This is a genomic window from Pseudoalteromonas sp. MM1 (assembly GCF_030296835.1).
In the GTDB taxonomy this organism is placed as follows: domain Bacteria; phylum Pseudomonadota; class Gammaproteobacteria; order Enterobacterales; family Alteromonadaceae; genus Pseudoalteromonas.
The window spans coordinates 2,159,336-2,184,801 of record NZ_AP027922.1 but is presented as its reverse complement, the minus strand read 5'-3'; the positions used below and the strand labels follow the sequence as shown (position 1 = coordinate 2,184,801).

At 38.8% G+C, this 25,466-nt stretch carries 26 protein-coding genes and 2 pseudogenes; 13 read left to right on the top strand and 15 right to left on the bottom strand.

The window, feature by feature from the left end; translation table 11 throughout:
• Nucleotides 1–67: 67 nt before the first annotated feature.
• Complete coding sequence (locus QUE46_RS09915; RefSeq protein WP_286244648.1) at nt 68–619, bottom strand: glutathione peroxidase; 552 nt, start codon at nt 617–619, stop codon at nt 68–70.
• Nucleotides 620–735: 116 nt separating this feature from the next.
• Between QUE46_RS09915 and QUE46_RS09910 the strand changes: the two genes are divergently transcribed.
• Complete coding sequence (locus QUE46_RS09910; RefSeq protein ID WP_286244647.1) at nt 736–1,617, top strand: NAD(P)-dependent oxidoreductase; 882 nt, start codon at nt 736–738, stop codon at nt 1,615–1,617.
• Nucleotides 1,618–1,864: 247 nt separating this feature from the next.
• Here the strand turns inward: QUE46_RS09910 and sbcB are convergent, their stop codons facing one another.
• The gene (gene sbcB / locus QUE46_RS09905) at nt 1,865–3,310 is read right to left on the bottom strand and encodes an exodeoxyribonuclease I (RefSeq protein ID WP_286244646.1); all 1,446 of its coding nucleotides are present in this window, start codon (nt 3,308–3,310) and stop codon (nt 1,865–1,867) included.
• A gap of 317 nt (nt 3,311–3,627) precedes the next feature.
• Between sbcB and QUE46_RS09900 the strand changes: the two genes are divergently transcribed.
• The 4 genes from QUE46_RS09900 to QUE46_RS09885 all read left to right on the top strand — a co-directional run bounded on the left by QUE46_RS09900 (nt 3,628) and on the right by QUE46_RS09885 (nt 6,581).
• On the top strand, nt 3,628–4,035 hold the full coding sequence (locus QUE46_RS09900; RefSeq protein WP_055015177.1) for a hypothetical protein: 408 nt from the start codon (nt 3,628–3,630) through the stop codon (nt 4,033–4,035).
• A gap of 568 nt (nt 4,036–4,603) precedes the next feature.
• Nucleotides 4,604–5,011, top strand: coding sequence for a hypothetical protein (locus QUE46_RS09895; protein ID WP_286244645.1), 408 nt, complete (start codon nt 4,604–4,606; stop codon nt 5,009–5,011).
• 404 nt (nt 5,012–5,415) lie between these two features.
• Nucleotides 5,416–5,931 carry a M23 family metallopeptidase gene (locus QUE46_RS09890; protein ID WP_374761404.1) on the top strand — a complete coding sequence of 172 codons (516 nt, stop codon included), beginning with the start codon at nt 5,416–5,418 and terminating at the stop codon, nt 5,929–5,931.
• Between the two features lie 239 nt (nt 5,932–6,170).
• Entirely contained in the window at nt 6,171–6,581 is a 411-nt protein-coding gene (locus tag QUE46_RS09885) for a hypothetical protein (RefSeq protein WP_055015172.1), read from the top strand.
• A gap of 76 nt (nt 6,582–6,657) precedes the next feature.
• Here QUE46_RS09885 and QUE46_RS09880 read toward each other — a convergent pair whose 3' ends face one another.
• Nucleotides 6,658–7,971, bottom strand: coding sequence for a S41 family peptidase (locus QUE46_RS09880; protein WP_286244644.1), 1,314 nt, complete (start codon nt 7,969–7,971; stop codon nt 6,658–6,660).
• A 271-nt stretch (nt 7,972–8,242) separates the two neighbouring features.
• On the opposite strand from QUE46_RS09880, the pseudogene QUE46_RS09875 reads away from it, so the two are divergent.
• From QUE46_RS09875 to QUE46_RS09845, 7 genes and pseudogenes are all read left to right on the top strand, one after another.
• A pseudogene (locus QUE46_RS09875) lies at nt 8,243–8,653 on the top strand (hypothetical protein).
• 473 nt (nt 8,654–9,126) lie between these two features.
• Nucleotides 9,127–12,258, top strand: a complete 3,132-nt coding sequence (locus QUE46_RS09870; RefSeq protein WP_286244642.1) for a pilus assembly protein — start codon at nt 9,127–9,129, stop codon at nt 12,256–12,258.
• 522 nt (nt 12,259–12,780) lie between these two features.
• Nucleotides 12,781–13,437, top strand: coding sequence for a hypothetical protein (locus QUE46_RS09865; protein WP_286244641.1), 657 nt, complete (start codon nt 12,781–12,783; stop codon nt 13,435–13,437).
• Nucleotides 13,434–14,120, top strand: coding sequence for a Crp/Fnr family transcriptional regulator (locus tag QUE46_RS09860; RefSeq protein ID WP_286244640.1), 687 nt, complete (start codon nt 13,434–13,436; stop codon nt 14,118–14,120). Before QUE46_RS09865 ends, QUE46_RS09860 begins: the two co-directional genes overlap by 4 nt.
• A 72-nt stretch (nt 14,121–14,192) precedes the next feature.
• Nucleotides 14,193–14,696 (top strand): DUF962 domain-containing protein, encoded by a 504-nt coding sequence (locus QUE46_RS09855; protein WP_286244639.1) that lies wholly within the window; start codon nt 14,193–14,195, stop codon nt 14,694–14,696.
• Between the two features lie 59 nt (nt 14,697–14,755).
• Nucleotides 14,756–15,547: an SDR family oxidoreductase gene (locus tag QUE46_RS09850; protein WP_286244638.1), complete on the top strand. Its 792-nt coding sequence runs from the start codon at nt 14,756–14,758 to the stop codon at nt 15,545–15,547.
• 4 nt (nt 15,548–15,551) lie between these two features.
• Nucleotides 15,552–15,992, top strand: coding sequence for a GNAT family N-acetyltransferase (locus tag QUE46_RS09845; protein WP_286244637.1), 441 nt, complete (start codon nt 15,552–15,554; stop codon nt 15,990–15,992).
• 30 nt (nt 15,993–16,022) lie between these two features.
• Here the strand turns inward: QUE46_RS09845 and QUE46_RS09840 are convergent, their stop codons facing one another.
• From QUE46_RS09840 to QUE46_RS09810, 7 genes are all read right to left on the bottom strand, one after another.
• Entirely contained in the window at nt 16,023–16,478 is a 456-nt protein-coding gene (locus tag QUE46_RS09840) for a hypothetical protein (RefSeq protein WP_286244636.1), read from the bottom strand.
• A 55-nt stretch (nt 16,479–16,533) separates the two neighbouring features.
• Nucleotides 16,534–17,154 (bottom strand): hypothetical protein, encoded by a 621-nt coding sequence (locus tag QUE46_RS09835; protein ID WP_286244635.1) that lies wholly within the window; start codon nt 17,152–17,154, stop codon nt 16,534–16,536.
• Nucleotides 17,155–17,274: 120 nt separating this feature from the next.
• Nucleotides 17,275–17,742, bottom strand: coding sequence for a hypothetical protein (locus QUE46_RS09830; RefSeq protein WP_286244634.1), 468 nt, complete (start codon nt 17,740–17,742; stop codon nt 17,275–17,277).
• 120 nt (nt 17,743–17,862) lie between these two features.
• Nucleotides 17,863–18,801 carry a signal peptidase I gene (gene lepB / locus QUE46_RS09825; RefSeq protein ID WP_286244633.1) on the bottom strand — a complete coding sequence of 313 codons (939 nt, stop codon included), beginning with the start codon at nt 18,799–18,801 and terminating at the stop codon, nt 17,863–17,865.
• Nucleotides 18,802–18,917: 116 nt separating this feature from the next.
• Entirely contained in the window at nt 18,918–19,427 is a 510-nt protein-coding gene (locus tag QUE46_RS09820) for a hypothetical protein (protein WP_286244632.1), read from the bottom strand.
• A 138-nt stretch (nt 19,428–19,565) separates the two neighbouring features.
• On the bottom strand, nt 19,566–19,961 hold the full coding sequence (locus QUE46_RS09815) for a hypothetical protein (protein ID WP_286244631.1): 396 nt from the start codon (nt 19,959–19,961) through the stop codon (nt 19,566–19,568).
• Nucleotides 19,962–20,077: 116 nt separating this feature from the next.
• Nucleotides 20,078–20,674 carry a glutathione S-transferase family protein gene (locus QUE46_RS09810; protein WP_286244630.1) on the bottom strand — a complete coding sequence of 199 codons (597 nt, stop codon included), beginning with the start codon at nt 20,672–20,674 and terminating at the stop codon, nt 20,078–20,080.
• A gap of 128 nt (nt 20,675–20,802) precedes the next feature.
• Between QUE46_RS09810 and QUE46_RS09805 the strand changes: the two are divergent.
• Nucleotides 20,803–21,453, top strand: a pseudogene (locus tag QUE46_RS09805) (transposase); the annotation flags it as partial.
• 480 nt (nt 21,454–21,933) lie between these two features.
• Here QUE46_RS09805 and QUE46_RS09800 read toward each other — a convergent pair.
• From QUE46_RS09800 to QUE46_RS09780, 5 genes are all read right to left on the bottom strand, one after another.
• The gene (locus QUE46_RS09800; protein ID WP_286244629.1) at nt 21,934–22,836 is read right to left on the bottom strand and encodes a hypothetical protein; all 903 of its coding nucleotides are present in this window, start codon (nt 22,834–22,836) and stop codon (nt 21,934–21,936) included.
• Between the two features lie 135 nt (nt 22,837–22,971).
• A complete protein-coding gene (locus QUE46_RS09795) occupies nt 22,972–23,328 on the bottom strand; it encodes a hypothetical protein (protein ID WP_286244627.1) in 357 nt (118 codons plus the stop codon).
• 463 nt (nt 23,329–23,791) lie between these two features.
• Nucleotides 23,792–24,196, bottom strand: a complete 405-nt coding sequence (locus tag QUE46_RS09790; protein ID WP_286244626.1) for a hypothetical protein — start codon at nt 24,194–24,196, stop codon at nt 23,792–23,794.
• A gap of 100 nt (nt 24,197–24,296) precedes the next feature.
• Nucleotides 24,297–24,815, bottom strand: coding sequence for a hypothetical protein (locus QUE46_RS09785; RefSeq protein ID WP_286244625.1), 519 nt, complete (start codon nt 24,813–24,815; stop codon nt 24,297–24,299).
• Between the two features lie 108 nt (nt 24,816–24,923).
• Nucleotides 24,924–25,424 carry a hypothetical protein gene (locus QUE46_RS09780; RefSeq protein WP_286244624.1) on the bottom strand — a complete coding sequence of 167 codons (501 nt, stop codon included), beginning with the start codon at nt 25,422–25,424 and terminating at the stop codon, nt 24,924–24,926.
• Nucleotides 25,425–25,466 lie beyond the last annotated feature (42 nt).

Genomic DNA, 25,466 nt, shown 5'->3' with positions numbered 1-25,466 from the left:
ATACATAACCTTAAACTAGTTTAATAAAGCATGCTTGAGTAACCACCAGTTTATTGATTTAGAATAATTAAGCACCTTTTAAAGCATTAAAGTTGGGTATTATTTTAGTGTTATTTAAATTATTAGCGCTCACCGCGCTAGGTAAGTTTGCCTCAATGACCTGTTTAAGCGTTTCGGGCTTGGTGCGCGGCGCATATCGTGCAACGAGCTGGCCTTGTGGGTTAATTAAAAACTTTGTGAAGTTCCACTTTACTGCGCGGTTTTGAGAAATACCACGGGTATGCGACTTTAAATAATTAAACAGCGGATGCGCCTCGGGCCCATTTACCATTACCTTACCAAACACTTTAAACGAAACGTCAAATTGTCCTTGGTAAAAGTCTTTAATCGCGAGGTTATCAAGCGGCTCGTTTTGGCCAAATTGATGACACGGAAACGCTAATATAGTGAAACCGCTGTTTTTATATTCTTGATAGAGCTTTTCTAGCGAACTTAATTGCACCGAAAAATTACATTTACTTGCTGTATTAACAATAAGTACTGTTTTGCCTTTTAGCTGGCTAAGCGCAAAGCTTTCGCTGTTATATAAAGGGGCACTAAATTGATAAATACTATCCATGGTTACCTACTTATTTCCTTACGTTGGAAATTTATAAAGACTTAATTCGCTTTTTAAGCAGCCGATTGACATAATCGGGCATAGTTTCTAAGTTAGCAGGAAAATAAGGCACTTTTATGTCAATCAATGTTGCATTTATAGGTTTAGGGGTAATGGGTTACCCAATGGCAGGGCATTTAGCAAAAGCGGGCTTTAATGTGTGTGTATATAACCGTACTCAAGCAAAGGCGCAAAGTTGGGTAGATGAGTTTGCAGGAAGCTTGGCCACCACGCCGCGAGAAGCTGCTAATAATGCTGATATTGTATTTATGTGTGTAGGTAATGATGATGACTTACGTGCGGTTGTTTATGGCGATAATGGTGTTTTAGCGGGGATGGCCGTTAATAGCATTTTAGTTGACCATACCACTACATCGGCCGAAGTAGCCCGTGAAGTAGCTGCAAAAGCAGCGTTGCAAAATATCGATTTTATAGACGCGCCCGTATCAGGCGGACAAGCAGGTGCTGAAAACGGTGTGCTTACAGTCATGGCAGGCGGTAACGAAGCTGTTTTCACTAAAGTGCAACCTGTAATGGCGGCATATAGCCGTTTTAGCCAATTATTAGGCGATGTGGGGGCAGGGCAGTTATGTAAAATGGTTAATCAAATTTGTATTGCCGGCGTAGTGCAAGGCTTAGCCGAGGGCTTACACTTTGCCAAACAAGCAGGGCTTGATGGTGAAAAAGTAATTGAAACCATTTCAAAAGGGGCTGCGGGTTCGTGGCAAATGGAAAACCGCTATAAAACAATGTGGGCAGGTGAGTACGAGTTTGGTTTTGCAGTCGATTGGATGCGAAAAGATTTAGGCATCGCGCTTGATGAAGCTAAAAACAATGGCGCTACTTTACCGATGACTGCAACGGTTGATCAATATTACGCTGACGTACAAGCACTCGGCGGCGGGCGATACGACACATCAAGCTTACTTGCACGAATAGAAGCGCTACATAAAAAATAATGTAATTAAAGTGAATGATTCACAAAGAGAATATGAGGCGCTGCGCTTATAGAGGAAGTGATTAGGCAAAGTTATTATTGGCTTATGTTTTCTCATTTACTCCTCATTCACTCCTCATTCACTTCTCTTTGTGCAAAAATTTCGTTTTGTTTGGAGTGGTATAGATATTTATAAACAAAAAAACGCGACGCTTTATCACTAAAGCGTCGCGTTTTTATATGCGTTTTACAAGTAAGGTTTAAGCAAATTACATGCTCTGTGCGTAGTTATATAGTGCCTTTAAAATGGTCAGGTTCTTTTCGCTGTCGTCGTGCTCATGCGCCAAGTTTTCAAGAGTGATCATAAAATCTTGTGCACTTATTGAGGGTTGATCTTCCCCGTGCATTAGCTTGTTTTGGCAATACTGACGCCATTGGTCAAGCTCTTGCTGGTTTAGCGTTTCAGGCCAGTTTCGTGCACGGTATCTAAACAGTAATGTATTGAACTTTTTATCTTCAAAATCTAAATTTAAGCCAGCGAGTTCCTCTGGTTTAGCATCGCGAATAATCGCAAATTTAGCTTTGTCGGCATGGCTTGTAAAGCCATCGTAAAGTAAGTAATCAACATTAGTGGTCGCGCTGTAATCGCCTTTTTCGTTAAACACTTCAGTTACTTTATCGCGAAGCTCGGTATTGGCTTTTAAAATAGCTAAATTAGCGAGGCACTGCTCACGGTCAATGCCTAAACGGGCTGCGTTTTCAGGCAATAACGTTTTAGCAGGCGCTAAAATAGGGCACTTGTTTAAATGCACCAATTTTAAACCAACGGGTAAGTCACCCTCGGCTAAATCAACGCGTTTGGTGTATAAACGCTTACGCAACTCTTCTACATTTAAATCAAGCAATACTTGCGGGTTTTGGGTTAAATCAAAACATATAACGGCGTTTTTATTTACCGGGTGAAAGCTCATAGGTGCTACCCACGTAGTACAACCTTGCGTTGCAGGAATACGCGATGATGTGTGTACCAGCGGCGTCATGTTAAATACATCAACTAAATCGCCAAGGGCTTTTTTATTCCGCAGCCCAAAAAAGAAGTTATAAAGCTTTGGTTGTTTTTCTTTTATAAGTTTAGCCAGTGCAATAGTGGCAGTTACATCGCTTAGCGCATCGTGCGCAGCGGCGTGTTCAATGCCATTAGCTACCGTTAAATGCTCAAGCTTAAAGCTCGGGCTGCCGTCTTCTTTTAACGGCCATTCAATACCTTCAGGGCGCAGCGCATAACATGCACGTACTAAATCAATAATATCCCAGCGGCTGTTATTGTTTTTATACTCACGCTCGTACGGATCGTAAAAGTTGCGATAAAAGCTATAACGGCTTACTTCGTCATCAAAGCGAATACTGTTATAACCAGCCACACAGGTGTTTGGCGCACTAAATTCGGCATGAATTTTTGCAATAAACTCAGCTTCAACCAAGCCTTTTTTCATCGCCACTTGTGGTGTGATACCGGTAATTAAACATGCCTCAGGGTGCGGTAAGTAATCCGCTTGCGGCTTACAATATTCAATAAGCGGCTCGCCAATTATATTTAAATCAAGATCGGTGCGCACACCGGCAAACTGACTCGGCTTATCTTTTTGAGGGCTCGCCCCCCAGGTCTCATAATCGTGCCAATAAATTGTTGCTTGATTTTGCTCTTGATATGCCATGGTAAAACCCTAAGTAGTTAACTTTAAAATGCACAAATATGCGCCAAGTTACTAAATTTATGAATTATTTAGATTATGACATATGGACGAGGGAGTTTATAGGTTTGCGATTGATAAGAGAGTTAAATTGGTTGGCGTTTACTAATTATAGTTAATGCACTTGCTATGTATTGCTTACTAGTTTGGTATTAGACTAAAGTCTATAAGTTAATTTTCTTCACTTATTGGTTTTGTTTTAATCGTTTGTCGTTTTTATGGTAATTCTCTAAAGTTCAGTTGTCGGCAACAAGCACGACTAACTCAACAGGAATATAATCATGAAAAGCTCACTAATCAAAACCATCGCTCTTGGCTCTTTATTAACTTGCTCAGCTGCTGTAATGGCTGATACAAGTGACTATAAATTAATGGTTATTGAACAAGCCACTGCACCACAGCCACTAGAGCAGTCATTTAACAGCTGTGCTCTTAATGTTAAATCTAAGAATTATGCTGAGGCTGAAGCAATTTGTACAAAAGCAATTGCACTTTTAAAAGATGCAGACGGCCCTAAATTTAAAGTACGCCAACTTACGTCATTCGCGTTAAGCAACCGCGGTGTTGCTCGCTTAAAATCAAATAATGACACAGCAGCTATTGCTGATTTGTACGAGGCAGCGCAAATGTCTAACAGTACAATGGTATCGCATAATTTAACACTTGCTAAAGAAGAGCTTGCGCTATAAAAAAGCATTAAACATGCTTTAATTAAGCCAGTGTATAAAAAGCCCATGTTAGGTTTATTCTTAACGTGGGCTTTTTGCGTTGCATGGTTAAAAAGTGCAAATCATAAAAGTGGAAACTACCTATAAGGCTTTAAATTTAAGAGAGCTAGATTATGGATGTCACGAACACGTTGAGTATATTTGAAATTAGCGTCGCGCCGAGGGGCTTACTAGTTTTAATTTATGCGATGGTGTTTTTTCAATTTTAGTGCAAGGCTTGAGCGTGGGAAAAGTCGCTAAAAGCATAAAAACAAAATAAATTTTAAAGACCGATTTTTGCACAGTTCACTGGCTTGTATACGTAGCTACTGCATAAGATTCGTTTTAAAACCTTTTTCAAAACAAGCAGTAATTACGCTGGTTTACACGCTGTTAAACATTTAAATTTGTACGTATATTAGACTAAAGTCTATAAGTTAATTTTCTTCACTTATTGAGTTTGTTTTTCTCGTTTGTCGGCGCTGAGCTATTACTCTAAAGTTCAGTTGTCGGCAACAAGCGCGACTAACTTAATTAGGAAAGACAAACCATGAAACGTACACTTTTAAAAACCATCGCTCTTGGCTCATTACTAACTTGCTCAGCAGCTGTAATGGCTGATTCAAGTGACTACAAACTTATGGTTATTAAAACCGAAACGGCTCCAATGCCTCTAGAAGAGTCATTCAATAGCTGTGCACTTAACGTTAAATCTAAAAATTACGCTCAAGCTGAAGAAATTTGTACTAAAGCTATTGCACTATTAAAAGATGCAGATGGCCCTAAATTTAAAGTACGCCAGCTTACATCGTACGCTTTAAGCAACCGTGGCGTTGCACGTTTAAAAGCGCATAACGATACCGCAGCATTAGCTGATTTATACGAAGCAGTTCAGGTTTCTGAAAACACATTAGTGTCTCATAACTTAACTCGCGCTAAAGAAGAGCTTGCCTTATAAAGCAATTTAATTAGCGAGAGTCACAAAAAAGTCCCTACCGATTTATATTTGGTAGGGGCTTTTTTGTGCGTGTAATAAAATTTTTTTATAAAGATCTTATAAAAACTACATGTAAAAATTTTATGCCTAGTAACGGTTTTATTTATCGGTTGCTATAAGTGGCTCTTCAGGCCTAATTCCATAGGGCACTTAATTTTGAGACATTAACGTCAATAAATTAAGGAAACGGTATGAGTTTAAAAAATCACACAAGAGTTACCCTCAAGCTTTTAAAGATGAAGCAGTTTTGATTGACCAGAACAGAGGAATAACTTAACAAGATTGATATAACTCAAATAATACTCACAATGCGTTCAGGTATTGTAATTAATAATTTAATGACTATTCACAGCAAAGGTAATGCATTGAAACTACTAAAGTGGACTTTGGGCGCAGTTATAATTTTATTAATAATGGGTTTACTCATTCCTGAGAAACTAGTAATTCCTGTGCAAGGCGCTACAAGTAAGGATTGGAACCACAATACGTTTTGGTATGAGCCGTGGGGGCGCTCTGGTGTGCATAAAGGAATTGATATTTTTGGCGCTAAAAATACGCCTGTGGTTGCTGCAACAAGCGGTATTGTTATTTTTTCAGGTGAACTAAACCGAGGTGGCAAAGTGGTTGCGGTATTAGGTGCAAAATGGCGAGTGCATTATTTTGCACATTTAAATGACTACCATGTAAATGCAGGGGATGTAGTTAGCATAAACAGCCAAATTGGCTTACTAGGTGATACAGGTAATGCTGCAGGAAAACAACCTCATGTGCATTATTCTATATTATCGCTTATGCCTATGCCGTGGCTTTTTACAACACAAAGGCAAGGGTGGAAAAAGATGTTTTTTTTAAACCCACATAAAAAGTTGACTGCTAACTAACTCAGGTTCTATGTACAGGTGGCCTCTACCAAATTAAATGCCAAAGTAGGTAACTTACTTGTTTTTACTGTATTTTTTAAGAGTGAAAGAAATGCTAATTAAAGTAGGTATTAGACTAAAGTCTATAGGTTAGATTTTCTCACTTATTAGGTTTGTTTTTATCGTTTGTCGGGGCAAGAGGATTTATCTAAAGTTAAGTTGTCGGCAACAAGCACGACTAACCAAACAGGAAGATAATCATGAAACGTACACTTTTAAAAACCATCGCTCTTGGCTCATTCTTAACTTGCTCAGCTGCTGCAATGGCTGATCAAAGTGACTACAAATTAATGGTTATTGAAGATTCTGTAACCGCTGCCCCAGAGTTTGAACAGCCATTTAATAGCTGTGCACTTAATGTAGAATCTAAAAACTACACAGAAGCTGAAGCCATTTGTACTCAAGCAATTGCGTTATTAAAAGAAAGCCGTGGCCCACGTTTAAAAGTACGCGAACTTACATCGTTTGCATTAAGTAACCGTGGTGTAGCCCGCATGATGGCCAAAAAAGACACTGCAGGTCTTTCAGATTTATACGAAGCGTATCAAATCTCTAAAAACTCACTGGTATCTCATAATTTAACGCGTGCTAAAGAAGATTTATCTTTATGAAAAACGTTATAGCGCAATAAAAAAGCCGATGAAAGGGTAACCCTGCATCGGCTTTTTTTGTTTGCAATTAAAAGGGTTATATCGTGTTTTTATCGAATAGACCAAAATTGTTATAAAGCGATTTTTGTTTAGGTAACTGGCTTGTTTGAGTTGTTGAGCAAGTGTTATTAGCTAATAAGTATAGAGCCTCGCTTAGAAGAGGATCTTTGGTATCGCCCCAATCTGAATTAATGGTATCTTCGGCGTAACAATCTGCAGGTAAACCATCAAAGTAATCACTATACCCAGCTGAATTGGCTATCTTAAAGTTTATAGCAAACACAACGTGGTCACAAAGTTCATTAACATCCATACCAACAGGTTTTCCTCCTGTGCTTGCGCCAACCACTTGAACATCAATGTAGGGTTCTAGCGCATTTATCACCAATTCACTAGCAGACAATGTTTGTTCAGTGGTGAGCACTACAACTCGAGGTAAATTCAGGCGAGGGTTGCTGCTACTTAGCTCAAAATTTGTGCTTTTCGATTTGCGGTTTTGATTATATTCGTAACTATACATCGGTTTACCTAGCACTTGATCTGCGGCAATTTGGCTTGCTAGCTGTTTAGCTACATTAAGGTAACCGCCACCGTTATAGCGTAAATCAAGTACTAGCTCTGAAACGCCCTCTTGCTCGAATAACGAAAATGCGTCATCTAAGTCTTGTGCACTGCGTTCAATAAAGCTATTAAAGGCCAGGTAGCCAACCTTACCTGTATTAGATTCTAATATGCGGGCGTCTAGAATAGTGTTCGTGCTAACCGTTGCGCGTGCCATAGTGCCGGTTTGTTCTTCACCGTTTAAATCTATCCATGTTACGTCTACTGTATAGCCTTCTTCTTTGGGCCCCAATAAGGCATCGTAGTCAAACGTATTGTTGGTTATTGCTTCTTCAATATTTACGCCATTCATTATGGTGATTAATGAGCCTCTGGTTAACCCCATAGCTGCTGCGTTACCATCGTCAAATACATACTTTACAAGAAGACCGTTAGATTCTATTTTGTTTGCTAAACCATAACCAAAATAACTCGCGTTAAGGTATCGGTCTTCATATTCTTGCGCTGTGACTACATAACTGTATTTATCTAATTCTACTTGGGATTTAACTTCGGTCATTAAATCGCTTAATGAGTCAAATGTAGATGGGTTTGTTGAGGTATTTAGCTGCTCACTCCAAAGGTAATCTGTTTGAAGGTAGTCCCAAAGGGCTTCGTTTTGTGCTGTTTGACTAGCGCATACTGCAGGGTCGGAACTTATAATATCGCCTTCGTTTTCTGAGGAGCCCCCACATGCACATAGTAATAAAATTGAGCTAGAAAAAATTATATTTTTTGTTTTTTTAATCATGACAATCCTTGTAAGTTTTGGGTTAATTAACAAACCTACAACACTAATGCTTTTATGGCAATAGGTAACTATTGTGTAAATTATTGAGTTTGTACGAGTTAATTATAGCTTTTAGGCGGTTAATCGTCATTTGTAAAAAGATTGTAGAATAAACTCTTAAGTTAGATTTTCTCACTTATTAGGTTTGTTTTTATCGTTTGTCGGGGCAAGAGGATTTATCTAAAGTTAAGTTGTCGGCAACAAGCACGACTAACCAAACAGGAAGATAATCATGAAACGTACACTTTTAAAAACCATCGCTCTTGGCTCATTCTTAACTTGCTCAGCTGCTGCAATGGCTGATCAAAGTGACTACAAATTAATGGTTATTGAAGATTCTGTAACAGCCGCCCCAGAGTTTGAACAGCCATTTAATAGATGTGCACTTAATGTAGAATCTAAAAACTATGCAGAAGCTGAAGCCATTTGTACTCAAGCAATTGCCTTATTAAAAGAAAGCCGTGGCCCACGTTTAAAAGTACGCGAACTTACATCGTTCGCATTAAGTAACCGCGGTGTAGCCCGCATGATGGCCAAAAAAGACACTGCAGGTCTTTAAGATTTATACGAAGCGTATCAAATCTCTAAAAACTCACTGGTATCTCATAATTTAACGCGTGCTAAAGAAGATTTATCTTTATAAACTTATTACTTAGCACTTAAAAAGCCCTCGCTAGTTTATAACTAGTGGGGGCTTTTTAGTTTTTATTTTTGAAATTAACCAATGTAAGTTGTTAATTTTAAGCTGATTTAACGTGTGTTCTAACTTAACCACCTATTTTAATGAGGGTTTTAACTTTAAATATGGTAATTACACCATTGCATGTAAGGTTAACCGAGAGTTATAGGGTTAATTTTTAAAAAAACGGGATATTTTACAAACGGCTATGCGTATATAAAATGCTCTAAGGGTATTAAATTTCTTTATATTTGCGCCTATTTTCATTAAAGTACTTAAAATATAGCAAATTCAGTTAATATTAATTTTTGTAAACAGGTTTATGTTTAGTGGCATTTAGCTGTTTTGTGCATTTTTCTAATTAAAACTAAAAATAAATAAGTAACTGCACTTTTTAATGGAACTGCGTGATTTTAGCGCAGATAAAAGGACTTAAAATGAAACTTACCTTCAATCGCATTGTTGCATCTTTTTTTGCTGCATCTATTAGCCTTTCTGTAACCGCCGAAGATATAGAGTTATACGTAAATCACAATGTAGAAACCGATGAAAACCCCCGTGTCGTAATTATTTTTGATACCTCCGGAAGTATGGGAAGTAAGCTTCCTAATAATGGGCCTAAAAAAATAGATGCAGCTAAAGATGCTATGACCCAACTGGTTAACGATAATAGCGCCATAGACTTTGGTTTAATGCGCTTTAATGGTAACAATGGTGGTTATATTATGGCTGGTTTAGGCTCATCACATGACACTATTTTAGGGCAAATTGATAAGCTACCTGCTAGTGGTAATACCCCCGTTACAGAAACCTTATGGGAGGCCTACCTTTATATGACAGGGCAAACCGTTTGGTATGGACAAAATACCATTCTGCGTGACTTCAGTGTAGAGACCAATGACAACCCTTTAACGCCCCCTGATTATATTTCGCCGTTTAAGCAGGCATATGGTTCAGCCGAGCGCTGTGATAATTCTATAAATTTAATATTAATGACCGACGGCGACCCTACTCAAGATAATAACCGTAATGATGATATTAAAGACTTATACAAGCAAAAGTTTGGTTACAACCCAAGTAAAACAAGTAGTAGTTATTTAGCGGCATTAGCACAAATAATTCATGGTACAGAAGATGTTGAAATAGATCTTTACGAAGACACACCAGAGGTGGCAGACACAGGGCGCGTATTTACTATTGGTTTTGGAAGTGGCATGAGTAGCAAAGGTAAAACGCTTCTTGAAAAAACCGCTGAACTTGGGGGAGGCGAGTACCTTCACGCAGATACCTCAGCAGAACTCTCTGAAGCATTAAATAATACTATTTCAAGAATACGCGAAGTAAACGATAGCTTTTCATCGCCTACGGTTGCCAGTAATAACGTTGACCAAACCCGCAGCCGAGACGCAATTTATTTTGCTATGTTTTACCCTGAGACCGGTGCTCGTTGGGGAGGAAATTTAAAAAAACTAGCTATGTCGGGATCTACCATTGTTGACTCTACAGGCCGAGAGGCAATAGGTGATGATGGCTTAATTAAAGAAGATGCTCGCACGTTTTGGCTACCATCAAATAAGCCTGCTGATGGTAATTTAGTGGCGCAAGGGGGAGTAAACTATTTACTTTCAAGCTTAGATTCTCAAAGCCGCAAACTGTATATAGATTCAGGCGGTAAAATTGTTGATTTTACCTTTGATAGAGTTAAAGAAATTTTAAATATAGTGTCAGACGCCATCGGTGGCATTATACCGGGTACTGATATTGCTATCTCGAGCACTGATATTAGCTGGGCAAGAGGCATGGATGTAGATAACGAAGATGGTGATGCCTCATCAGTAGATCAGCGTGCTAATATTTTTGGTGACCCCTTGCATTCTAAGCCGGTATCTATTGACTATGGTGATGGCAACATACGTATTTTAGTGGGCACCAATGCGGGCTTTTTGCATATGTTTAACGATAAAGGTGACAGCATTGAAGAAGAGTGGGCGTTTATGCCAGCTGAACTGCTAAAAAACATACCTTCGCTTCGTACAAATCAGGCCAATACTAAAGTGTATGGCATGGATGGGCCTATTAGTGTGTTTTTTAATAATAAAAGTTTAAACAGTGATGGCTTAAACGACGGAGTAATAGATGCCAGCAAAGGTGATGAAGTATGGGCATTTGCTGGTATGCGCCGCGGGGGTAAAAACTATTACGCCCTTGATATTAGTTCGCCAGATAAACCAAAACAGTTATGGAGTAAACCTATTGTTGGTGGCTCGGATGGGTTTGAATACTTAGCTCAAACCTGGTCAAAACCTCAAATAGCCTATATTAAAGCGTTTGGTGATGAACCTTTACTGGTATTTGGTGGCGGTTACGATACAAACAAAGACAACGCGATTCGTAGCGAAGATGAAACAGGCACGGGAATCTACATTGTTAAAGCTAAAACCGGCGAAAGAGTATGGGCGTTAACGCCCGAAGATAACAATTTTAAAGGTAAGCACAGTATAGCTGCCGATATAGCAACGCTTGACTCAGATTACGATGGTTACATTGACCGCTTATACGCCACCGATACTGGGGGCAATATTTGGCGTGTGGATATGCCAGGCGCTGACAAAAATAGTTTTTCTCATTACAAATTAGCAGAGCTGGGCAGTTCATTAGCAACGCAAGACCGACGCTTTTTTTACAAGCCACTAGTGGCACGTACTATGTTTAGTAAAGTGAGCAAAACGAGCTATGGCGGTGAAGAAATAACCACAAGGTTAGATACGCCTTACGATGCAATCGTGATAGGCAGTGGGAATCGCTCAAATCCGCTTGCAACTAATGAGCAAGATCACCTTTATATGATTCGCGATGAGCATACCGTGACTCAAACTTTCGATTCACAAAATACGCCTGATCCCATAGTGCCAAGTGATTTAATGCTTATGAATGACGACCCATTTGGTAATGCACTAGATAATGTTGATGAGTTTGTCGAACTTGAAGCCGATTTAGCTGGCTTTAAAGGGTGGCGATATGAGTTAAGTAATGGCGAAAAATCATTGGCTGCAGCCACCGTGGTAGGAGGCGTAGCTTATTATACATCGTTTACACCTGCACTAGAGTCTGATAAAAATCAGTGTTCTTTAACAGGGGGCGGAGGTGCAATGTACGCTTTTCATTTGCACTATGGCACAAAAGTGTACGACCAACTTAAATTTACTACCAGCTACGATGTACCTGATACCGCCCAGTTATATTTTGGTGAAGGCGAGTCATGTATAGACGCTAATAATAATGGGTTATGTGACGTTCCAACACCTGATGATGGTACTCCAGGTGATGGCTACGAGTACGAAGAAACGATACCTGTAAGCCAAGTAAGCCAGTTTTATTTAATCGGCCCGAGCCTAACTGGTGAAGGCGCCGTAAACCCAATCAAACCACCTGAAATTAACGGCCCAGGGCTAACTGTTGTCGATGGTAAAGTGAAACTAGTGAATGACAGTGATACATTAGGCTTTGGCTTTAAAACGCAGCAAACCTACATATATAAACGTGAAGAAAACGATTCTTCATCTGATTAAATTAAACCAGGCTTTTTTGGGAGTCACAGTCGTTATTATTTACCGCGCATGCCTTTAAAAGGCATGCGCTAACTTTTCTAGCTAATACTATTAGAGCTCAAAGCAAACCTTGCTACGTTAAGATATTCTGCCGAAGAAAGCTCAACAATAAAATTTTTGCCTAAAATTCAACACGCCTCCTACCTAAAATAGACTGCCTAACCAAGCGAATTTGTATTAATAAAAGCCAACATTGCTTTACGCTAAGCCACGTTTATACGCAATTATAATGATTGAGCATTATTAAAAGGGGGCTTATTGTCCCTATATTAAAAATAGATATACGAGTATGAATAGGTTTATGAACTGTACGTAAATAAACCAATTAATGTGTAAATAAATATTAAATAAGTCACTAAATAGTAAAGCAATATTTGCATAACATGGTTTAAAAAAAGTTTTATAAAACTTACCATTTTTAATGGTTGCTAGTGCTTAATTTTGCCGCTATTTTAAGGTTAAGTTGTATTAGATGGAATTAGTATGAGTTTCAAACTGATCTCTTTTTGCTATTGTATTCCCGTACTCTTTTTAAATGGTTGCGATGAGGAAGTGGGTGTATTTAGTAGCAGCAAAACGCCGTTAGTGGCAAAAAACGCAAACGCTGATTTACCTCCGACTGCTATTGAGCAAAAGCACCTTGTTGTAGAAGGCCTAATAGAGGGAATTGTACCGAGTCACTGTAAACGTGGTGAAACAGCGTATATAAATGCAAAAATGCAAAAGGTTATACGCAATCCAACCGCAAAAGTGACATATACACTAAAACCCACTGATAATATTTTGTCCGTGTGTGTTGCTAATGATAACTCAGCTATTACTTATCGTTATGGCACTGAGCAAAAAATTGGCCTAGAGTACACGGCCACTGCGGCGCAGCCATTTGGGAGCTACTATCGTCAAATAGGGAAAGTAGGCGAAAGTATTTTGTTTTTTAACAAAGGCAATTACTATTACTACATTATTAATGCCGGTGGTATGGGCAGTGGTGTTACAGTGAATGTATATAAAAATAAAACACTTATAGGAGAGTTTTTCTCTGGGAATGAAGCCTATAACGATTTTGTTATTGCCAGTAATTTAGATTTACCAAAGTCGTTAGCTAAAGAGCTAAAACCACATATAAACACAATGCAATGAAAGAACTTAGTAAAGCTCACATTAATATTATTGAACAAGGGCAGTGGTTTTCTGGTCGAGATGCACACTTAAAGCAGTTTTTACTAAGCCACGCAAAATGTTTAAGCCTTAGCGCGCACCAATCGCTTTTTTTACGCGGAGATAAACACGATGGTATTTATGCTGTATTAAGTGGTGTGGTGCGTATTAGTGGGGTAAGTAATAATGGTAAAGAAGCTGTTTTAAGCTTTGTTGACGCCTCGTTGTGGTTCGGCGAAGTTACTTTATTTGACCGCGGAATGCGCACGCACGATGTATATGCGCAAACCGATGTGACACTGTGTTTTATTGGGCAACGCGCACTTGAGCAATTGTTAAACCAGTACCCTCATTACTGGCAAGATTTTGGGCTACTCCTTGCTCAAAAATTACGCGTTATGTTTACTAGCATGGAAGATCACGCACTATTAAGCGCTGAGCAGCGCGTTGCAAAACGCTTACTCATATTGTGTGCACACTTAGCAAATAGTAATGGCCATACGTTTACTTTGTCGCAGCAACAATTGGCTGATATGACATACCTGACACGGCAAACCGCCAACCAAATCCTCAAAAAATTAGCAAAGCAACAACTTATCGAAATTGGCTATAACAAAGTAACCATTTTAAACCAATCTGCTTTAGAGCAACTTTGTAATCAGTAAATGTCGGCTTCCCGACAGAGTGATAATTTAAAAGCCTGATATAGTGTAAAAAACACAATAAAAGGCACTCGCATGAAAACCCTACAGCAACAGCTTGGTACATATGGTTTGTACCATCGCTCTAAGCGCAATGTTTTAACTCATTTTTTTGGTATTCCACTTATTGTATTTGCCGTGCTGTGCTTGTTAGCACGTATTCAAATACCCATTGGCAGCTTAATTATTGATGGTGCGCAGCTTTTTGTTTTTGCAAGCGTGGTGTATTACTTAATGCTGAGCGTGTCGCTTGGTTTAATAATGGGCGTACTGTTTACATTATTACTTTTAGCAGCGCAGCCAATCGCAGCTATGGCTTTTTGGCCTTGGTTAAGTATTGGCGCTGGCGTATTTGTATTTGGTTGGGTACTGCAGTTTATTGGCCATTACTATGAAGGTAAAAAGCCCGCGTTTGTAGATGATTTAATTGGTTTAATTATTGGCCCTTTATATGTAACCGTTGAGCTTTTATTTTTAATGGGTTTTTATAAAACCTTAGAAGATGAAGTTAACGCCATAGCTGGCCCAACTAAAGCATAATAATAAGCGACTTAATACGATAATTATTAGCACCAGAGAACATAAAAGGTAAATAACGCATGGACTATAAAAATAAAACCGTATGGATCACAGGTGCATCATCAGGTATTGGCAAAGAGCTCGCAACTCAGTTTGCCCAGCTTGGGGCTAACGTTATTTTATCCGCCAGAAGTGTTGATAAACTTAACGAACTAAAGCAAAGCTTACATGGCGATGGCCACATTGTACTGCCACTTGATTTGTCAGCGCCTGAAGCTGTATTGGCTCAGGTTACTGATTTAATAAGTACATTACCTGCAATCGATATTTTAATTAATAACGGCGGGGTGTCGCAGCGCAGCCTATTTTTAGAAAACGACTTTAATGTTTATCGCCAATTAATGGAAGTTAACTACTTTGGCCTAATAGCACTGACCAAAGCGGTAGCGCCTAGTATGGTAGCAAGGCGCAGCGGCTCTATTGTTTCTATTAGTAGCGTTGCGGGTAAAGTAGGCTCTAAATTTAGAACGGGCTACTCAGGCTCTAAATACGCGGTAGTAGGTTTTATGGATTGTCTGCGTGCAGAGCTTGCAGAGTATAACATTCATTGCTTAACCATTTGCCCCGGCTCTATTAAAACCGCCATTGCACATAATTCGTTAAATGAGCAAGGCATAGCGCAAAATAAGCCAGAGCACTCAATAGAAAATGGCATGGATGTAAGCGTAGCCGCTAAAAAAATGATCCTCGCAATTGGTAATAAAAAAGACGAAGTGATTGTTGGCAAAGGCTTAAGTGGCTGGGCACCAACCATTAAACGGTTTTTCCCTCGCTTATTTAATCGATTAACCGCTAGAACCAATTATAGATAATGTAATGAATGCCAATACGAAAAAATACACAATAAGCACAGACAAAAACAAACTTAACTTTAACGTTATTTATAACTTTATTGCTAATAGCTATTGGGCTAAAGGAATACCCAAAAGTGTGATGCAAAAAGCAATTGATAACTCAATGTGCTTTGGTGTTTATAGTGCCCAAAACGAGCAAATAGGTTTTGCCCGTGTAGTAACCGACAACGCCACCTTTGCCTATTTAGCCGATGTATTTATTATCCCAGATTTGCAAGGTAATGGCTTGAGCAAGTTACTGGTTAAAACGATAGTAGAGCACCCTGAGCTGCAAGGGCTCAGGCGCTTTTTATTAGCCACTGCTGATGCCCATGGCCTTTATACGCAATACGGGTTTAAACCGATAGATAATCCAGCACTGCTAATGCAAATAAATCCTGAGAATGTGTATAGTAAAAAATAATAGTGAGACCTAATAAATGGGGCGAAGAGTTTAAGAAGTTTTCTGTGTGCCTAATTTACCAAGACTATATTGTTCTATACTACCAGCGGAAAAACAAATACCAACATAAAGCCAAACAGTACTCGCTACAATTTGCCAAGTATCTAAACCTGAGGGCGTTACAAATGTAGGAACAGCAATTAATCCCCGCAATAAGCAGATCATTGCAATGGTAATTAAAGCTGATTTGAGCAGAGGAACTTTGCGAATTAAACCAATTGCTGAAAAAGCAAAAATAGTACAAGCAAACATTAAGCTTGCAACGATTATTGTGCCAATTGGAGCAAGTAAAGTTCCTTGAATCGAAGAGTCGATTATTTGTTGAGGTGCTCGAGCAAATGCAAACCAACTAGGACCGGCCAAAATACAGAGTAGATGCCAGATCGCAGAAGCGGAAGCTATAACACCTGCACTATATAATAATTTTGATTGAATACTAAAACTCAATGCTTACTCCATATTGCACTGGCACATAACGTCTTGTTATATTTCGTTAGATGATTTAACTGCTAATTCGGTTTCGTCTTTCTTCATCAAGCTTTTCTAATATATTAGGTGCAAAATTAGGCTTTAATACTAATTCATGTTCTCTTACATTACCTTCGAACAGCACCTGTGAATCATCTATTTCCATAAGAAATACTGGCTTAGCTTTAAGCGTGGATTTGGACATTCCAGATGAATGGTAAAAAGCATTAAGCCCTTCAATTTCCATTGCCCACGAGCAACCTAAATCCTGTTTAGACTCACCATCTCTACCTATTCGATATAAGGTTAAAGTTTGATTCAAAGGCGTGTAGCTTTGAGGAAACTTTGACAAATCAAAGCAAAAACAATCATAACTCCCTGATGTCACACTTGATGTATATAGCTCGTTAAGTGTTTCTGTTTTCCCTTTGCCTCCCATAATATTGATTATGCCCTCCTTATGAGCATTCAGAAACATTAGCAACACCTCCAATTTATCGCCATGTTCGTCAGTATAAAAAGTTCCTTCGAAATCTTTCTTAGATGCCAACAGCTTATCGATATATGTAAGTTCCTGGGGACTAAGATATTTGTTTTTTAAGTGTACGAAATCGATACCGATGGAACTAAGTAGTGTGGATAAATATTGATTCAAATAGATCTCTCTTAAGAAATACCAACGCCCTGTTAAGAGGTAAATAGTAGTTGGCTATAATGTGAGCGGAGCGAAACAGCCAACTGTTATTTGTCCCGCTTGAGCAGCTTGATGTGCCTGTTACCACGAACTACTTTTGCAAGATTTAAACTTGTCTTGAGTTAATGTATATAGCTTTTCACTTAAGTCATCCCAAGCTTTATCAATTGCCTTAATTCGACACTCCTTTGAGGCTGGAAATTGCTTACCGACTTGTACAAAATTTCCGTTAACTTGCTTAGTTGAAGATAGAATAAAGAAACGAAGACCATCTTTACATTGGTTATTGAAATCTCTTTCATATGGTTCAGAAGGCAAACTTTGTATTAATGATGAGACTTCAATAAGTTCACTGTCACTAAGATTAGTTTTACAAGGCATAGACTCAAAGAACATTGATGTACTCCAATAAAACTCACCTTTATCATTAACCCAAATCTGATCATTACTTCTCATAGTCTCAATTTTAGCTCTCAGAATCCAATCATGATCTTGAGCGATAGTTTTAAAAGAAGAAATGACAATAACCAAATATATTAGATATTTCACGACACCATCCTAGGCACCAACGCCCCAATCAGGGGCTTTTAATTGTTGGCTATAATGTGAAGCGAAGCGGAACTCAGCCAACGGTTAAAAGTCCCTGCCTGCATTGGTTTGTTAGGCGAATTACCATTTAAAAGTTACTCTACCTACAATATTACTCTCAGGTACAAACCCCCAATAACGACTGTCTAGACTATTATCTCTGTTGTCACCCAATACGAAATAATGATTATCTGGTATTAACCATTCATCTTGTTGGGTCCCAACTTGATAAAAATATCGATTGGCTAGATCTATATGATTACTGTTCAATTTTATATCGTATGACACTTTGCCTAAAAATTCTTGATAATACACGTGTTCAGAATCATCTTCGCTTCGAGTAAATTTATACTCTTTCTCCACTTCCTTAAAACTAGGGCAATTGGCTGATTCATCCAAACACGAAGGTTTAATAAAAATACTTTTGTTGCGGTAGACCACTTTATCGCCAGGCAACCCAATGACTCTTTTGACATAATCAATGCTGGGATTTTGGGGATATTGAAAAACTACCACATCCCCTCTTTGCAGAGCTTCAGATGGTTCTGTTTTATATATTTGTATTCCTAAGTATTTGTAGTTCCCATATCCGCTTTTACTAACTATTACTTGGTCACCGGGATTCAAGGTGGGACTCATTGACTTTGCAGGAATAGAAAATGGTTCAAATAAAAATGTTCTGCCCAAAAACATTAAAATAAAAACTACTACAAAACATACTAATGTAGCCCACCAGCTAGCGTACCATTTTCTAATCTGAGCTTTATCGTAATGTCGAGATATTAGAAATGCGTGCAAAGGACAAATTAAAAAAATTAGCCACGTGAAGTATACGCTTTGATACCAAGCTTCCTTATTTGGTATTGCATGTAGTTTTGTATCAATCAATGAAACTAATACTGTTAAGATTAAATAAAACCAAAACAGCTTGGCTTTATTGACATACAAAAACGTAAATGGCTGTAATACAAAACCGTATAAAATACTCAGCCAGCCTTTAGGCTTCCATGAATTTTCCAATTTATCTCCTATTCGCCTAACGCCCGCATAATGGGCGGATTAAGCTTGGCTAAAATAGCGAGGAACGAGCGCCAGCCAAGCTTTAGACGTCCATTCATTGATGCGCTTGTTATGTGTTAGTTGTTCGATTCCCTGCAATTGCCATAGTATTCGAATTGCATAGGTGAAGTTTCTTTTGACTTGCCATCTATATGAACTAATTCAGCTTTACAATATGACTCATGTGCTCCTAACTTACCCGACACGTTGATTTCATAGTTTTGATCAGCTTTAGGCTTGAATGAAGCGTAAGTTGTGCAATTACTCATGCCTGCTACTGACATAATCATGAAGGTGTATTTTTTGTCAGCAACAAGATTTACGCCATCTGGGTTTAATGGTGAAATTAAAGGATTGCTGTCATCCAAAATAACTAATTGAGCTGCACTTTCCTCACCAAACGATTTTCCACATGACTCCTCTTCAGAGTGAACATTCACAAATGTAGAATAGCCAAGCAGTGGTGCGTTGAAATCATGATTTATTTTTAGTGCCGCTGTAGGCTGGTTTGCTTGAGGAGCTTTATATTTAGGTAAACCTGCACAGCCACTTACAATAAACGGAATAAATAGAAAACCAATTCTCATAATAAATCCTTTTGTAAAATATTCGGATAAGACGGGACACATAACTTTTAAATAAGGGGCGCAGACGCGTGGGCTAGAATGCGAAGCAGCCCACGTGTATGCGTCCCAGTGACCAACGGGAACGACTTAATTTTTTTGTTAGGTGACATAATACCGCCGAACTTCATTAAATGAAAAAAGATAAATCGCAGCGATAACTGGAACAATCAAGAAGAATACTAATGCGTAAAAGTCTCTTTCTTCTAACGCTGGCATAGAAACTGCGACAGCTAAGGCGAAGCAATAGAAATGTCTAGAATACTTTTGTTTTAAAAGAACTGATACGCCAGAGAGAGGCACCAAAAGACCGATTATAATTAACGGCACTCCAAAACCACGCTCCCATATTTCATTAAATTCTAGAACTTCACCATTGTACGTGAAAGTACCAAACATTCCGGGGATCGTGGCTTTAAAAAAAAGAAATATAAAGAAAATTGCCATCCCCGTTAAAAATTTTAAAACAGGCGGCATTTCTTTAAATGATGCATACATACTTTGGCGCCTAACACCCCAAATAAGGGGCTGATAATAGCTTGCTAAAATGTGTAGCGAAGCGGAACCGAGCAAGCTGTTAGCAGTCCCGTCTTAATTGGCTTGTTATATGCCGATTACTCCATACCTATATATTTAGGATCGGATTGAATCCGGTCTATCCATTGTTGAATCGATGGATATTCTGACAAATCAAATCCACCCTCATGTGCAACATGTGTATACCCATACAATGATATATCAGCAATACTTATTTCAGAGCCAACAAGATAAGGCGTTAATTTCAGCTGCTCTTCCATAACTTTTAAAGCTTTATGACCACCTAATTGTTTAGCCTCATACTCAGATATACGATCTTCGGGTAACCCGAGGTATTTAGAAATAAACCGTGCAACAGCAATATAGGGTTCATGGCTATATTGTTCAAAGAATTGCCACTCTAGTATTTTAGAAGTAGTAAAACGTGTTTTACCAGCTAACGGTGTTTCAAAGGCAAGGTAATTTAGAATAGCATTAGATTCTGAAATATAAGTCCCATCATCTAACTCAAGTAATGGAATTTTTCCATTTGGATTCATTTTTAAAAAGGAATCAGTTTGTGTTTCTTTTGCTAAAATATCAACATCAACCCACTCATGTTTGATGTCTAAAAGCGATGTTAAAAGTTTTACCTTATAACAATTACCTGATTGAATATCTCCATAGATCTTCACTGAACTCTCCTTCGGCATATAGACATAATGACTCCCACACGGTGTTAGCCTCCGCTTTTCGTGGGTTAGCTTAATTCAAAGCCAGAGCCATAATTAGTTTGTCAAATAACTAAATAGCAGAGGCTAACATGAACAAACATAGCATACTTTTTATCGGACTTGATACACATAAAGAATTCAATGAAGTCGCCTATATTGAAGAACATAGAGGCGCGCAACCCGTTCATCTTGGCCGAATTTCTTCTTCCAAAGTGGCCGTTCAAAAGCTTATTCGTCAGTTTGAATCCAAATACCCTGGCGCAACGCTACACTTTGTCTATGAAGCAGGCCCTTGTGGTTATTGGATTTACCGATTAATTACCAGCCTTGGCCATTGCTGTTATGTGGTTGCACCCTCTCTTATTCCTAAAAAGCCAGGTGAGAAGATTAAAACCGATAAACGTGATGCCCTTAAGCTTGCTAGATTACTTAAGTCTGAAGATTTAACACCTATTTATGTCCCCGAGCCTGAAGATGAAGCTGTACGCGATTTATCTCGTGCACGCGAAGTAGCCATGAAGGATTTAAAAGATGCTAAATATCAGTTAAAAGCGTTGCTGCTTCGCAATAATATTAATTATAAAGGCACCGCAAATTGGTCGCAAAAACATTTACGTTGGCTCACTGAGCTTGTGTTGCCACATCCCGCGCAGCACATCGTCTTACAAGAGTTTTTACACACAATTAATGAACGAATAAGCCGACTTGAGCGGCTAGACAATGAGCTAACACATCACGTCCATTGCTCGAGAAATGATTGCATACATATGGGCAATTACAAAAGAAGTGGTGCTAACGCCAGTAAATACAAAACTTAGATTGGCAAGAGTACCTGCATGATAAACGAATTAGAGTTAATGCATAGGATCAAGCATCGGGAGTGGCACAACCACCGACGGCGTTAGGATGGCAATGTAGCTAACGCTTCATTGAACCACGAACATAGACTGAAGACAGGTGCCCCGACGAAATAAGTAAGGTCTGCTCTGTTACTAGAAATAGTAATAACCAACGAATATCAGCAAGATAACCGACGACATTACTTGCTTCATCCTATGTATTAACTCGCTCTAATTCGAGCTGAAGTAATTATGGCTTAAAAAGTTAAGCAAGGATCAGTGTGCTTAACTTGACAGTGGGAGTCATACCAACGCCGCAATAAAAGGCGAGCGTTAGCGAGTCCAGCCCACGCTTTATGTGGGCGATTTTTAATTGCCTTGTTAACCGTTTTTTTGCGACTTAGTATAGCGTTCTTTAATTACCGCATAGAAACCACCACACTGACGAAACAAGTGGTACATTGTCCAGATATTGAAACCGATAACAGTTGACATTAAATTACCTCTCACAGCCCCAGAAGAGAAATTAAGCTCACCGTGGTGAGCGTCAACCGCCGATTTAAGAGCTAAACAATCAGCAACATTTACCTGATTAACAAATGTTTGGACTATATTCTCATCACCTTGGATGTGGAATGGAACATTTATCCAGAGTTTATCATTGATATTTGTAACGGCTGCAGTCGCAGCATCTAGGCTAGATTTTAAATTAGGGGCAGACAGGAGAAGCGTACTATAACGTCCCTGAAAGCTATGAACATCGATACCCATAGCTACAAGCCTCTGCCTTTTTTGCATGAAGATTTGCCCTTGATCACGATTATAGTTAGCAAGGAAAACTGCTTTTTCTATAGTGCAATTTTTTTGAATTTTATCAACCGATTCCGCAAGTGACGACGCATAAATTTCACAGTCTGTTGCTAATTTTGAATATTCTGAGAAAAATACATCAATCTCACCCGCTGCCTGTAATTTGAGATTAGCTTGAAGTTGGCCTTTCCAGTTTGCCGTAGCTGTAGCGTAGGCGAGCATAAATCCTATAACAGTAATGAATGAACTTAGCAGTGCTGTTTTAGTTGATTCGCTTTGAGAAACCAACCAGAGTACTAATTGATCAAACGTATAGGGGCTAATACCGAATAACTCATCAGCTCTGTAGTAGATAAATAACGCTAAAAGGAATATTCCATATATGTTTCCGACAAAGAATCTAATCAGATACATCATTGTTATGAACGCATAAAACAGAGGAACAGATACTTTTGGTGGAAACTTAGAAAACATGATGCTCCTACATATGGTTAACGGCCCGCATAACGGGCAAAAATACGTAGGCTATAATACTGAGCGAAGCGAAGGGAGCCTACGTGTTTTTGTCCCAGCAAGCTTGCGAGCGAGTTTATGCGATTGTTAGGTGCGTTACATTGCACGCTCATTTCCCCATTTGATATGAATAGTAGGCTTTAATTGAAGCTCAAAATCTAATTGATTTGTAGAAGGAGCAAATTTTGCCAAAAGCTTCTCTGTGCCACTTTCTGTGAATAATAGCAACGCTGTTACATTTTCAAGATTTAACGATGCGATTAGCTCATTTGAGCTTTCCCAGATAAAGACAACTTTTCCGTGACCCGGCTCAATAGCGAAGTAGATCTTATTGTGCTCGCGTATAGTTCTGAAAACCAACTTGCTATAGAACCAAGGTACGTCTCTGTCTTCGATCACCGGTTCCACTTCGAAGAAACCAATTAAGTCATGCAATTCTGGAAAGTTATCCATCGAGGTAGCACCTAACTTTTCAATAACGGGCGCAGGCACGTAGGGCATAATGGCGAAGCCGCCCTGCGTGTATGCGTCCCAGCGAACGAAGTGAGTGAGTTTATTGAGTTGTTAGGTGTCAATGCTGACTCGAAGAAAGTCATTTTTGATACTCCCGATACCATTCGTGTGCATCAGGATACTCACTCATTATTCTGGTTAGCTTTTCAAATTCATTCTTTCTTATTTTGATTAGCGCCGCTCTTTCCTGTTCATTCAGTAGGTGCTCACCTGAATCATGCTTAAAAAGAACCTCGGTCATTCTACTAATTTGAGAAAACAAGTACGTGTATTGATGAACCACATTGTTTTTCATTATTGATGACACCTAACGCCGCAAATAAACGGCTAAAAATAGTTGGCTATAATTTGTGAGGTACGAACAAAGCCAACTGTTTTTTGTCCGCATTTTTAATTTGTTTTGTTAGGCATGTGTTTCCATAAGCGCCTTGAACTTATTATAAGGGTCTCGAAGAATACCATTTACACCAGGTTTATCGTTCCGCGTTTGAGGCGAAAATTGGTTGTGAAAGTCTCGGTTAGATGAAATAAAAACACCTTCGATCCCCTCCTCAAATTGATCACCTGTTATATCAATGATATGGCCTTCAATTTCAAGCCAACCATGTGAGCCACCATTTCGCTCACCATATACATATTCAATATTTTGAACGCCTTTGCTTAGGAGGTACTCTGCTATTAGGTCAGCTGAAGGGCCACATGAGGCTGATGGGAAGTCACCAAAAAAAGTCTTGCTGATATGATTGCAATGTTTTTCAAAAACTTCTCTAGCTTTATATACTTCTTTTTTGATTGCTTCAATATCCACAGTGTCTACCTAGTGCCTAACGCCGCAAATAAACGGCTAAAAATAGTTGGCTAAAATTTGTGAGGAACGAACAAAGCCAACTGTTTTTTGTCCGCACTTTTTAATTTGCTTTGTTAGCTGTACTGTAATCCGTAACCACATAAAAACCAAGAATATTTTCTTGAACTTCAATCGTGAGTATGTTTCCTGCGGATTGAGAGTTCCAAAAATCTTCGCCAACTTTTAAATCTAATGGGCCAAGATCCTCTGGAGCGATAGCCAAGATATAACTAGTCGATTTTCCTTTGCTGACTCTTTTGTCAGTTATTTCAACATTTATACTTACTGTCTCGCCAACTAATATATATGAGCTTGAGAAACCTACAACAGCCAGACAAAAGAACATATATGTTGTTCTTCTTTGGCTTCTAAAAAAGCTTCTTCTATCAACAAAACTATCCCATAATTCAGACGTATTACGCTTTTTATGGATGATAAACCCTACAGCCAAACCAATCACAGCAGTACAAAACACAAGCTCAAAACCATAGAAAGTTCTACTCACTGTTTCGATTGAAAACCAGATCCCTAGAATCAGAAAAATGAACCACAATAATTGAGAAGTTTGATCAGTTTTCATATGTACAGCTAACGCCCCGCTTAACCGGCGCAAAATAGCAGGCTAAAATTAGCGACGAAGGAGCGCAAGCCTGCTGTTTTGCGTCCCTTGGTTAAAGCGTTTGTTAGGTTACCAATGCTCCAAACAATGTAGGCCTACTTTCTCAGCACAAGACTCAATGATGGGTCTAACACTAAGATCTTTCAAATAAAACACATTTGTGTCGTCATAACCTTCGAAGTAGACCGCATTTAATCTAGGAAGAATGACTTGATACATACCCATATCAGTTTGCCGCAAATACATAGATTGCGCATGTTCTGATAGGAATGATTTAAACCTAGGTTTGTCACCTTTTAATCCGCGAAAGCGAAAAGTTAATATTTCTGTTTGCTCAGATAACAAGTGATTAAAGGCCTCAAATATTGAAGCTCTTCGCAAAATTTCGCTTGCATCAAGATCACCTAATAACTCCATTGCTTCGTCACGATTAAGCCAATGGTCAAAAATAGAAACTGCTAAGTAAGTATACTCTTTCGTTTCGTTAGCTTGAGCTAAATCTATAAGCTTTGGGAATTGTTTCTCCAGTGCTTTTTGACGTTGTTTGCTCACATTTAAAAACTTACGCATAACTTCAAAGGTAACCTAACACCCCACTAAGGGGCGATAACA

Coding starts and splice junctions, on each gene's coding strand:
- QUE46_RS09915 (WP_286244648.1), bottom strand. CDS start 619: ATGGATAGTATTTATCAATTTAGTGCCCCTTTATATAACAGCGAAAGC.
- QUE46_RS09910 (WP_286244647.1), top strand. CDS start 736: ATGTCAATCAATGTTGCATTTATAGGTTTAGGGGTAATGGGTTACCCA.
- sbcB (WP_286244646.1), bottom strand. CDS start 3,310: ATGGCATATCAAGAGCAAAATCAAGCAACAATTTATTGGCACGATTAT.
- QUE46_RS09900 (WP_055015177.1), top strand. CDS start 3,628: ATGAAAAGCTCACTAATCAAAACCATCGCTCTTGGCTCTTTATTAACT.
- QUE46_RS09895 (WP_286244645.1), top strand. CDS start 4,604: ATGAAACGTACACTTTTAAAAACCATCGCTCTTGGCTCATTACTAACT.
- QUE46_RS09885 (WP_055015172.1), top strand. CDS start 6,171: ATGAAACGTACACTTTTAAAAACCATCGCTCTTGGCTCATTCTTAACT.
- QUE46_RS09880 (WP_286244644.1), bottom strand. CDS start 7,971: ATGATTAAAAAAACAAAAAATATAATTTTTTCTAGCTCAATTTTATTA.
- QUE46_RS09870 (WP_286244642.1), top strand. CDS start 9,127: ATGAAACTTACCTTCAATCGCATTGTTGCATCTTTTTTTGCTGCATCT.
- QUE46_RS09865 (WP_286244641.1), top strand. CDS start 12,781: ATGAGTTTCAAACTGATCTCTTTTTGCTATTGTATTCCCGTACTCTTT.
- QUE46_RS09860 (WP_286244640.1), top strand. CDS start 13,434: ATGAAAGAACTTAGTAAAGCTCACATTAATATTATTGAACAAGGGCAG.
- QUE46_RS09855 (WP_286244639.1), top strand. CDS start 14,193: ATGAAAACCCTACAGCAACAGCTTGGTACATATGGTTTGTACCATCGC.
- QUE46_RS09850 (WP_286244638.1), top strand. CDS start 14,756: ATGGACTATAAAAATAAAACCGTATGGATCACAGGTGCATCATCAGGT.
- QUE46_RS09845 (WP_286244637.1), top strand. CDS start 15,552: ATGAATGCCAATACGAAAAAATACACAATAAGCACAGACAAAAACAAA.
- QUE46_RS09820 (WP_286244632.1), bottom strand. CDS start 19,427: ATGAGAATTGGTTTTCTATTTATTCCGTTTATTGTAAGTGGCTGTGCA.
- QUE46_RS09815 (WP_286244631.1), bottom strand. CDS start 19,961: ATGTATGCATCATTTAAAGAAATGCCGCCTGTTTTAAAATTTTTAACG.
- QUE46_RS09800 (WP_286244629.1), bottom strand. CDS start 22,836: ATGTTTTCTAAGTTTCCACCAAAAGTATCTGTTCCTCTGTTTTATGCG.
- QUE46_RS09795 (WP_286244627.1), bottom strand. CDS start 23,328: ATGGATAACTTTCCAGAATTGCATGACTTAATTGGTTTCTTCGAAGTG.
- QUE46_RS09785 (WP_286244625.1), bottom strand. CDS start 24,815: ATGAAAACTGATCAAACTTCTCAATTATTGTGGTTCATTTTTCTGATT.
- QUE46_RS09780 (WP_286244624.1), bottom strand. CDS start 25,424: ATGCGTAAGTTTTTAAATGTGAGCAAACAACGTCAAAAAGCACTGGAG.